This window comes from Mycobacterium sp., from assembly GCF_019243155.1.
Lineage (GTDB): Bacteria > Actinomycetota > Actinomycetes > Mycobacteriales > Mycobacteriaceae > Mycobacterium.
The window spans coordinates 1-2,125 of the sequence record NZ_JAFAUS010000095.1 but is presented as its reverse complement, the minus strand read 5'-3'; the positions used below and the strand labels follow the sequence as shown (position 1 = coordinate 2,125).

Below are 2,125 nucleotides of genomic sequence, written 5' to 3'. Positions count from 1 at the left end.
CGGTGGTGGCGGCGGCTTCGTCGGCGGTGGCGGCGGCTTCCTGGGTGGCGGCGGTGGCTTCGTCGGCGGTGGCGGCGGTCGCCTCGGTGGCGGCGGTGGCTTCGTCGGCGGTGGCGGCGGCTAAACCCCGACCTCGCGCGCACGCCCGGTCACTTGAGTAGGCCGGGCGGTTCTCCCTGCTCCGCATCGCCGAGCAGTTCCAGTTGCATCCATGCGACGTCGTGCCAGCCGTCGTGTTTCCATTCCACGCGCCGGTATAGGCCGGCTTCACGGAAGCCGAACGATCGGTGGAAACCATTGCTGGCTTCGTTGGGTTGGGTGATGCCGGCAAATGCCTGCCGATAGCCCCGCTCAGTGAGCCGGCGTAGCAGTTCCGTGTAGAGCCGGCGTCCGCCGCCGGCACGACGGTGGTCGAGGTCGACGTAGATCCCGGTCTCGGTCGACCAGCGGTGCGTCGCGAGGCGGTTCAACCCGTGCGCGTAGGCAAACCCGATCACCTGCTCATCGCGTTCCAGAACAAGCCATTCATGGTTCTCCTGGGCCGCGGCGATTCGGGCTGCCATCTCGCTCACGGCCGGGACCTCGATCTCCCAACTGATGACCGTGTTCTCGACATAGGGCCGGTAAAGCGCGACGCATGCGGCGGCATCCGTCGCGGACGCCGGGCGCACGAGGCTACGGCCCACTGACATGCCGGCGCCCTAGGGGCGTGGCTGGAACGGCCGGCGCGGCGGGACCGTCACGGTCTGGGTCACCGTGCTGGTGTCGGTGCTGGGTGAAGCGGCAGTGGTGCTCGGCGCTTCGGACGTCGTGCCCGTGTCGGTGCTCGGCGGAGGTGCCGTCTCGGTGACGGTTTCGGTCGGCGCTCCGCCGCCGCCGTGGTGCCGGGGCGCCTCCGCAGTCGTGGTCGCCGGCGCGGTGGTGGACGGTGTCGTCGTCGTGGGGCTGTGCGCGCGCGAACCCGTCGCCAGCGTGACGATTGTGAACACCAGCGCGGCGAGCAGTATCACCCCGATCGCGCCGACAGCGATCAGCGCCGCCGGGCGTCGATACCAGGGCGTCGGGGGCTCCGGTTCGGGCCCGTAATCCCCAGCGTCGTGGTACCCGCCGTACCGGGCGGCCGCGGTGGGCTCGGAGTAGTAATCCGGTTCTTCGGGATAAGGCGGCACGACAGGAGATGTTAGTAGGTCAGGCTTCCTTGTCGATCAGACCCAGCGCCCGCTCAAACAGATGCACCGTCGCCGCGTGCAACTGATCGCCCACCTCTTTCTCCGCCTTACCCGCGCAGGCTCGGGCCAGCGTGCCTTCGATGACGATGCCGAGCTTGAAGCAGGCCAGCACGGTGTACCAGGTCATCTGCGACAGGTCGCGGGTCGTGTTGGCGGCGTACCGATGCAGCAGATCGTCGGTGCTGGCCAGCCCGTCCTGGCCGCCCAGGGCGTGGCCGAACACGCTGGAACCGTCGGGCTGTCGCCACGTCGCAAGGAGCCAGCCCAGGTCCAGCAGCGGATCACCGATCGTGCACATTTCCCAGTCGACGATGGCGACAACTTCGGGTCCCGTCCGGGAGAACATCACGTTGGCGGCGTGGTAGTCACCATGCATGATGCCGGGCGTCCAGGTTGTCGGACGACGCCGCTCCAGCCAGGACGAGACTTCTTCGATGCCGGGGATCTGGGGTCCCGGATAGCCGTCGTACTCGTTGTAGGACTCCAGCTCCGAGAGCCAACGCGGCACCTGGCGTTCCAGGAAACCGTCTGGCCGCCCGAAATCGGTGAGCCCGACGGCGACATGGTCGACCGCGCCCAGCCTCGCCAGCGCGTCCGCCATCGACAGGCCCATCTGGAATCGCACACCGGCATCGCCCGCGTGCAACGGCGGCAGGCCCTCGCCGGCGTTGAAGCCGTCGATCGGGTCCATCAGGTAGAAGACCGCGTCGCCCAGCACACTCGTGTCGTCGCATGCGGCGATCAGATGCGGGTGCGGAACATCCGAGCCCGCCAGTGCGGCAAGCACTTTCGTTTCGCGCAGGATCACGCTGTTGCTGCGCGGACGCAGGTGCCGCGGTCCACGCCGCAGGACGTATGGCCGCCCGGCCCTGGTGAACCGCAGCATGACGTTCTGC

3 protein-coding genes are annotated in these 2,125 nt (G+C 68.5%); all 3 read right to left on the bottom strand.

Annotated features, from left to right (window positions below):
* Positions 1–149 precede the first annotated feature (149 nt).
* The gene (locus tag JOZ00_RS04850) at positions 150–671 is read right to left on the bottom strand and encodes a GNAT family N-acetyltransferase (RefSeq protein WP_293340485.1); all 522 of its coding nucleotides are present in this window, start codon (positions 669–671) and stop codon (positions 150–152) included.
* 30 nt (positions 672–701) lie between these two features.
* The gene (locus JOZ00_RS04845; RefSeq protein ID WP_293340482.1) at positions 702–1,169 is read right to left on the bottom strand and encodes a hypothetical protein; all 468 of its coding nucleotides are present in this window, start codon (positions 1,167–1,169) and stop codon (positions 702–704) included.
* Positions 1,170–1,188: 19 nt separating this feature from the next.
* On the bottom strand, positions 1,189–2,125 hold a 937-nt coding region (locus JOZ00_RS04840; RefSeq protein WP_293340479.1), incomplete at its 5' end, for a phosphotransferase family protein.